The organism is Sorangium sp. So ce1504 (assembly GCF_051521635.1).
In the GTDB taxonomy this organism is placed as follows: domain Bacteria; phylum Myxococcota_A; class Polyangia; order Polyangiales; family Polyangiaceae; genus Sorangium; species Sorangium cellulosum_B.
This window is the reverse complement of the sequence record NZ_CP150365.1, coordinates 5,832,576-5,840,000: the sequence shown is the minus strand read 5'-3', so window position 1 is coordinate 5,840,000 and position 7,425 is coordinate 5,832,576. Positions and strand designations below refer to the sequence as shown.

Here is a 7,425-nt window from a genome sequence, read left to right as displayed (position 1 = left end):
CCGGAGTCGCTCTACCTCCTGCTCACCGCGGCCGCGCGCGATCGGCTGCGCGCCGTCGAGACCGTCATCATCGACGAGATCCACGCGCTCGTCGCGACGAAGCGCGGAGCGCACCTGGGCCTGTCCCTCGAGCGGCTCGAGGCGCTGCGATCCGCGCCGCGGCCGATGCAGCGCATCGGCCTGTCCGCCACGCAGCGGCCGCTCGACGAGGTCGCGCGGCTGCTCGGCGGCGGCGAGACCGACAGCGCCGGCGGGCGCTTCGCGCCGCGGCCGGTAACCCTCGTCGACGCGAGCGCCCCGAAGGCCCTGGAGCTCCGCATCGAGGTGCCCGTCGAGGACATGACCAAGCTCGGCGAGGCCGCCCGCGCGGGCGAGGGCCCGAGGGGGGCGCCCGCCGAGCCGGCGCAGCGCTCGATCTGGCCGAGCATCCACCCGCGCCTCGTCGAGCTCGTCCGCGCCCACCGCACCACGATGATCTTCGTGAACAGCCGGCGCCTCGCCGAGCGCCTCGCCGCAGCGCTCAACGACACCGCCGGCGCCGAGATCGCGCTCGCGCACCACGGATCGATCGCCCGCGAGCAGCGGCAGCAGATCGAGGAGCGGCTCAAGGCGGGCCTCCTGCCGTGCATCGTCGCGACCTCGTCGCTGGAGCTCGGCCTCGACCTCGGCTCCGTCGACCTCGTGATCCAGCTCGAGGCGCCGCCCTCTGTCGCGGCCGGGCTCCAGCGCGTCGGGCGCGCGGGGCACGAGGTCTCCGGCACGTCGCGCGGCGTCGTCTTCCCGAAGCACCGCGGCGATCTGCTCGCGTGCGCCGCCGCCGCGTCCCGCATGCGCGAAGGCAAGGTCGAGGCGACCCTGTACCCGAGGAACCCGCTCGACGTCCTCGCCCAGCAGATCGTCGCCATCGCCTCGATGGACACCCTCCACGTCGACGCGCTCTTCTCGCTCGTCCGCCGGGCGGCGCCCTTCGCCGAGCTGCCCCGCGCGAGCTTCGAGGGCGTGCTCGACATGCTCTCCGGCCGCTACCCGTCCGACGAGTTCGCCGAGCTCCGGCCCCGCATCGTCTGGGACCGGGTGGGCGGCGCCGTGCGCGCCAGGAAGGGCGCGAAGCGCCTCGCCGTCGTCAACGCCGGCACCATCCCCGACCGCGGCCTCTATGGGGTCTTCCTGGACACCGGCGGCGACGCCGCGCGCCCGGGCCGGCGCGTCGGGGAGCTCGACGAGGAGATGGTCTTCGAGGCCCGCGAGGGCGAGGTCTTCCTCCTCGGCGCCTCGTCGTGGCGGATCACCGACATCACCCACGACCGCGTCCTCGTCGTCCCCGCCCCGGGCGAGCCGGGCAAGATGCCGTTCTGGCGCGGCGACCAGGCCGGGCGCAACGCCGAGCTGGGCGCCTCCATCGGCGCCCTCGCGCGGCGCCTCGCCGCGCTGCCCGACGGCGAGGCCGAGCGCACGCTCGCGGACGAGCACGGCCTCGACGAGCGCGCGGCCTCGAACCTCGTCCGGTACGTGCGCGACCAGGCCGCGGCCACGGGCGACGTCCCGAGCGACCGCACCCTCGTGATCGAGCGGTTCATCGACGAGGTCGGCGACCACCGCATCTGCCTCCTCTCGCCGTTCGGCGGCCGCGTCCACGCGCCGCTCGCGACCTGCATCGCCGAGCGGTGCCGCCTCGAGCTCGGCCTCGCGGTCGACACCGTGTGGACCGACGACGGCATCGTCCTGCGGCTGCCCGAGTCGGAGTCGCCCCCCGACGCGAAGCAGCTCCTGCCGCAGGCCGATCAGGTGGAGGATCTGCTCGTCCGCGGCCTCGGAGACACCGCCCTCTTCGCCTCGCGTTTCCGCGAGTGCGCGGGCCGGGCGCTGCTCCTGCCGCGCAAGTTCCCCGGCAAGCGCTCGCCGCTCTGGGCCCAGCGCAAGCGCGCCGCCGACCTGCTCGCCGTCGCGTCGCGCTACGGCTCGTTCCCCATCCTGCTCGAGACCTACCGCGAGTGCCTGCGCGACGTCTTCGACCTCACGGCGCTCGAGGATCTCCTCCGGCAGATCGCCGCCCGAAAGGTCCGCGTGGTCACGGTCGACGTCCGCGCGCCCTCGCCGTTCGCGGCCACGCTGCTCTTCACCTACGCCGGCAACTTCATCTACGAGGGCGATCTGCCGCTCGCCGAGCGAAGGGCGCAGGTGCTCACCATCGATCACAGCCGCCTGCGCGAGCTGCTCGGCGAGGCCGAGCTGCGCGAGCTGTTCGACGCGGACGCCGTGCTGGCCCTCGAGGCGTCGCTCCAGCGCCTCGACGGCCGAGCGCCGCTCAAGCACGAGGACCAGGCGCACGATCTCCTGCTCTCGCTCGGTGATCTCACGCGCGACGAGATCGCCCGGCGTGCGGCCGGCCACGACGCGCCGCCCGAAGCGGCCCGCGAGCGCGCCGCCGCGTGGATCGACGAGCTCCTCCGGGATCGGCGCGCCATCGAGGTCCAGATCGGCGGCGAGCGCCGCGTCGCCGCCGCCGAGGACGCGGGCCGGCTGCGCGACGCCCTCGGCGTGGTGCCGCCGCTCGGCCTGCCGATCGCGTTCCTCGATCCCGTCGCGGACCCGCTCGGCGAGCTGGTTGCGCGCTACGCGCGCACGCACGGGCCCTTCCGCGCGGACGACGTGGCCCGGCGCTTCGGCCTCGGCCCTGCGCCGGTGCTGGCCGCGCTCGCGCGCCTCGCCGAGCGAGGCCGCGTGGTCGAGGGCGAGTTCCTCCCGGGCGGCCGCGGCCAGGAGTTCTGCGACGCCGAGGTGCTGCGCTCGCTGAAGCGCCGCTCGCTGGCCCGGCTGCGCGCCGAGGTCGAGCCGGTCCCGCCGGAGGCCTACGCCCGCTTCCTCGCAGACTGGCACGGCCTGCACCGCCGCCGGCGCGGCCTCGACGGCTTGCTCGCGGCGCTCGAGCAGCTCCAGGGCGCGCCCCTCTCGGCCTCCGCCCTGGAGTCCGAGATCCTGCCCGCCCGCGTCGAGGGCTACCGGCCCGGCGATCTCGACGCGCTCTGCGCGGCCGGCGAGGTCCTCTGGCGCGGCGTCGAGCCGGTCGGCGACGACGACGGCCGCGTCGCGCTCTACCTCGCCGAGGCCTTTCCGTACCTCGCCCCGCCGCCTGGCCGCGCCGAGGGGGCGCTCGCCGAGGGCATCCGCGCCGCGCTCGCGCGCCGCGGCGCGCTCTTCTTCTCCGACCTGTCGCGCGAGACGGGCGCCTTCGGCGCGGACCTGCTCGCCGCGCTCTGGGATCTCGTGTGGACCGGCGAGGTCACGAACGACACGCTCGCCCCGCTGCGCGCGCTCGGCCGCGCGTCCGGCTCGAGCGGCCGACGGCGCGACCGCGACCGCGCTGCGTCCAGCCGCGGCCTCGCGGCGCTGCGGGCGCGCCGGATCGGCCCGCCGGGGAGCGAGGGGCGCTGGTCGCTGCTGTCGTCGTCTCCCGGCGCGTCCTCCGGCGCGCCTGGCGAGACCGAGCGACGCGCGGCGCTCGCCCGCGCGCTGCTCGAGCGCCACGGGGTGCTCACGCGCGAGGCGGCGGCGGTCGAGGGGCTCGCCGGCGGCTTCTCCGCCGTCTACGACGTGCTCCGCGCCATGGAGGAGGCCGGTCAGGCGCGGCGCGGCTATTTCGTCGCCGGGCTGGGCGCCGCGCAGTTCGCGGTGCCGGGCGCCGACGATCGCCTCCGGGCCTGCCGCGAGCCGTCCGACGATCCGCGGACGCTCGTCCTCGCGGCCACGGATCCGGCGAGCCCCTGGGGCGCCGCCGTCCGCTGGCCCGAGCTCCCCGCGCCTGTTGACGGCGGCACCGAAGGCGCCGTCCGCGGCCCGGTCCGGCCGCAACGGGCCGCGGGCGCCCTGGTGATCCTGCACGACGGCCGGCTGCTCGCCTGGATGGGCCGCACCGAGCGGAGCCTCACCACGTTCCTGCCGGAGGCCGAGCCGGAGCGCGGCGACGCGATCCGGGCCATCGCGTCGGCGCTCGGGGCGCTCGTCGACGAGGGGCGGCGGCGCGCCGTGCTCGTGGCCACGATCGACGGCGAGCCTGCGCACAGCTCCCCCCTCGCGCGCGCGCTTTCCGACGCGGGCTTCACCTCCGGAGCGCACGGCTACCTCAAGCGGGCCATCACGCCCGAGGGGGGCGGGTGGCGGCCGCGGCACGTGCCGCCCGCGAACGCGCCCGACTGGGCTCGCCGCGCGGCGGCGGCGGGCCTCGATGCGCCGGAGGACGAGGCAGATGGCTTCAGGCCGCCGCCCGGGCTCCGCGCGTGGCCCTCCGGGCCTCCGACCGGTGGATGGAGGATGTCGCCCGCCGGCGCGACCGAGGGCGGCGCGCAGGCGGCGGACGGCGGCGCGCCGGACGAGAGCGACCTCGACGACGACGACCCGGCGATGTTCGAGGACGGCGCAGGGATCGACGACGGCTCGGAGTAGCCATCGGTCGGGGGCTGGAGTGGCCCTCTCCGAACCGGTGATTCCGCGTCCTGGCGTCTGCGTTCCAGTCATCACCCACCGTCGCCCGCGCGGCGGGCGCGGCGGAGGGAGCGCTGCGGCGTCGCGTGTCGACAGCGCCAAGAAGGACCGCCGAGCAACCGTGAAAGGGCGATACCTTTCGTGGTTCCTCGGCGGCTCTTCGTGGTCCTCGCGCCCTAGGGGGATCCCGAGCGGCGCGCCGGGACGGTTCAGCCCTGCTGGGTGTGCTCGTCCGCCTTCACATGTTGCTCATGGCTTCCGCCGCGGCCCTTCCGGCTCCGGCCCTCGCCGTTCGTCGCCAGACTCCGCGCCTCGGCGCCCTTGCGCCCGATCTCGGCCATGTGCTCGCGGTTCTGACTGACAGCCTCGCCGCCCTTGCGGCCCGCTGCGCGCGCCTCCTCGGACGTGAACTCGTGCGCCGTGCCCTTCTCATGAGCCGCCTTGCCGCCCTGACTCGCGATCTGGCGCTGCTGCTCCGCGTTCATCGCTGCGAAGCCTCGCTTGCTCTCGCTGGTCTGTCCCATGAATCACTCCTCGGATGGATTGCCTCGTGAACGCCACTCGACGACCGTGGCTACCTGCTGCTGCTTGGCCACATCAGGCCGGCGGTGCCGGCGACGCCGGGGCCATGCTGCAACGCGGGTGCCAGGCCGGGGAGCTCGGACGAATCTGCCGATGCGTCGAGGCCGGACAATTGATGACCATCAGGTCACCAGGGGTGCCGCCACGAGGGTTCGCTGTGGCAAATTGCCTCACTGTGCGCTCCGCCGTGTCTGGTCGCCCCAGTCTGCGGGCTCCGTCGTGACAGGCTCACTGGACGCGACCGGTCGTCCGGATCGTCTTCTGCCTCTGTCCTCTGACTCGAACGAACCAGCGAGATGACTGCCATCATCGCGCAACACAAGAGCTCACGGTGGCCCTTTCAGGGTTCACCTGCGCGGCCGCCGCTGCTCACGATCGAGCGCCCAGCACCTCCGATGGCTCCCTTGCGCTCTGTCCACTCAGGCGGATCCGCTGGATTCTCGTGTGGTTGTTATTTTGCTGTGACATGGCTGAATCTGGATGGCCGAGGGGCCACCTTGACGGTCTTGTGACGGCAGCCTTCAGGCGGGGCGTCGAAGGGCTGCGGCGCTGGCGCGTCGCGTCTTGACAACACGGTGCCGCTGCCGCTCTCGTTGCACTGCATCATCACCTTCAGCGCCCGGCCCGACGACGAGGCTTCCGGGCGGCCGGGGTGACGACATTGCAGGAGATTCACATGGCGCTTGCTATCCAGGGGGCTCGTCTCGATGGGGGCCAGCTCTGCCCACCGAACATGACATCATGGCCGCACCGCGCGCGCGGCCGCGCGCCGGGCTACGCGCGTGGCGCGGGCCTGGTCGCGCTCTCGCTGGCGCTCCTCGCGGGCTGCGGCGGCACCAGCGGCGCGGCGCCCGCGGAGAGCCCTGCGCCCGCGCCCGCGCCCGCGGCGAAGGAGCCTTTCGACATCGAGGAGGCGCTCGCCCGCGAGACAGGCGAGCTGCCCGCCCGGGAGCTCCGCGCCGCGGCCTGGTCGGCGCGCGCGTTCGGGGCGGGGGAGGCGAAGATCGAGCCGAAGGAGAAGCTCGTCGCGATCTCCATCCCCATCGGCACGGACACCCATGTCGAGTGCTTCGTCTACAACACGATGCTCGACTCGGGCGAGGTGATAAGGAACTTCATCGAGTTGCTCGACCCTGCGAAGGTGGAGGTCGCTCGCGTCGTTCCCTGGGAGGTGAGCGTGCACCGGGAGAGCCCCGCGGTGTTCGTGCAGGCCCTCTACCTCGTCCCGACCGCCGGCGGGAAGGCGGCCGGCCTGCTCAAGATCGCGCTGCACGCGGACAGGGCGCGCCCCATCGCCTGTCTGCATGACGAGGTCGGGTATGTCCGCACGTTCGAGCGGCTCGCCAAGGCGCTCTTCGACTCGTTCGAGTCGAAGAGCGCCGCGCCGAAGCCCGAGTACACGGACACCGTCATCCTGCGCCTCGACAAGCTCCCTGTCGGCTTCGAGACGAGCGATCTGCTCAAGGACGAGGGCGGCCAGCGGCGATGGTTCTCCCGCTCGGCCACCTTCGTGCCGCGTGACCCCAAATCGCTGCACATCGAGGATGAGGCGTCGAACGTGCTCATCGATCCTCAGGGGCAGATCAAGGAAGGCGTCTGGATCGAGACGTCGGGAGGCAAGGCGAACCACCGTATCGAGCTGTCCCAGAAGAAGAACTTCGAGTACGAGTACTCGGGAGAGGTCGAGGGCAAGAAGGTCCAAGGGACGTTCACGCCGGCGGCCAAGGCGTGGCTCGCCTCGCCCGTCGCCACCGCCTCGGCGCTCGCCCGGCTCCTCAAGAAGAAAGGCTCCTTCGACCTGAAGCAGCAGGAGTACATGCCCAGCGTCGATCCGACGAAGCCCGTCGACGTCCAGTACCTCCGCGACGCCTCGGGCGCCGTCACGGTCTCTCTGAAGACGATGCGCCTCGTCGGCAGCCTCGCTCCGGACGGCCGTCCGGAAGCGTTCGAGATCTCCGCCGGTCCTCCCAAGCTGACGATCCAGCGAGCCTACGTCAGGGGCAAGCTGTAAAACCGCCCGCGGATGCGCTTCCGGGCCTGTCCGGGAGCGCCAAGGCGCTCGCCGACGGCCATGCGCGGTGGGGCCTTGCTGCTCGGACACCATCGAGCGCAATCGCCAGCCGGCACCGTCGAGGGGGGGGCTTTTCTGTGAAATTGGAAAATTCCCGCGTCGACGAAACGTTGTCGGGTGTGCTGGATGGCTGCAGCGCTTGAGTCTCGTCGTCATTTTTATTGATTCACGACGATTTGGTGATCCTGCCCCGCTCAGATCAGGTTATATATCCTCGCGGTCGGCCGAACGACTCTTCGCTGGAACAAAGAATCATTTTTTCGAGCGGAAGGAGCTCTCAATGCGCTCTGTGA

3 protein-coding genes (1 of these 3 cut by a window edge) are annotated in these 7,425 nt (G+C 72.9%); 2 read left to right on the top strand and 1 reads right to left on the bottom strand.

The window, feature by feature from the left end; translation table 11 throughout:
• Positions 1-4,440 carry the 3' portion of an Lhr family helicase gene (locus WMF39_RS21940; RefSeq protein ID WP_437747411.1) on the top strand. It extends 447 nt beyond the left edge of the window, so 4,440 of the gene's 4,887 nt are visible here — the last part of the coding sequence; its start codon lies off the left edge, out of view; it ends in the stop codon at positions 4,438-4,440.
• Between the two features lie 248 nt (positions 4,441-4,688).
• Here WMF39_RS21940 and WMF39_RS21935 read toward each other — a convergent pair whose 3' ends face one another.
• A complete protein-coding gene (locus WMF39_RS21935; protein ID WP_012236599.1) occupies positions 4,689-5,003 on the bottom strand; it encodes a KGG domain-containing protein in 315 nt (104 codons plus the stop codon).
• A gap of 734 nt (positions 5,004-5,737) precedes the next feature.
• Here WMF39_RS21935 and WMF39_RS21930 point away from each other — a divergent pair.
• Positions 5,738-7,072 (top strand): hypothetical protein, encoded by a 1,335-nt coding sequence (locus WMF39_RS21930; protein ID WP_437747410.1) that lies wholly within the window; start codon positions 5,738-5,740, stop codon positions 7,070-7,072.
• Positions 7,073-7,425 lie beyond the last annotated feature (353 nt).

Excerpts from the sequence above, each read along its gene's own strand:
- WMF39_RS21935 (WP_012236599.1), bottom strand. The coding sequence starts at position 5,003 with ATGGGACAGACCAGCGAGAGCAAGCGAGGCTTCGCAGCGATGAACGCG.
- WMF39_RS21930 (WP_437747410.1), top strand. The coding sequence starts at position 5,738 with ATGGCGCTTGCTATCCAGGGGGCTCGTCTCGATGGGGGCCAGCTCTGC.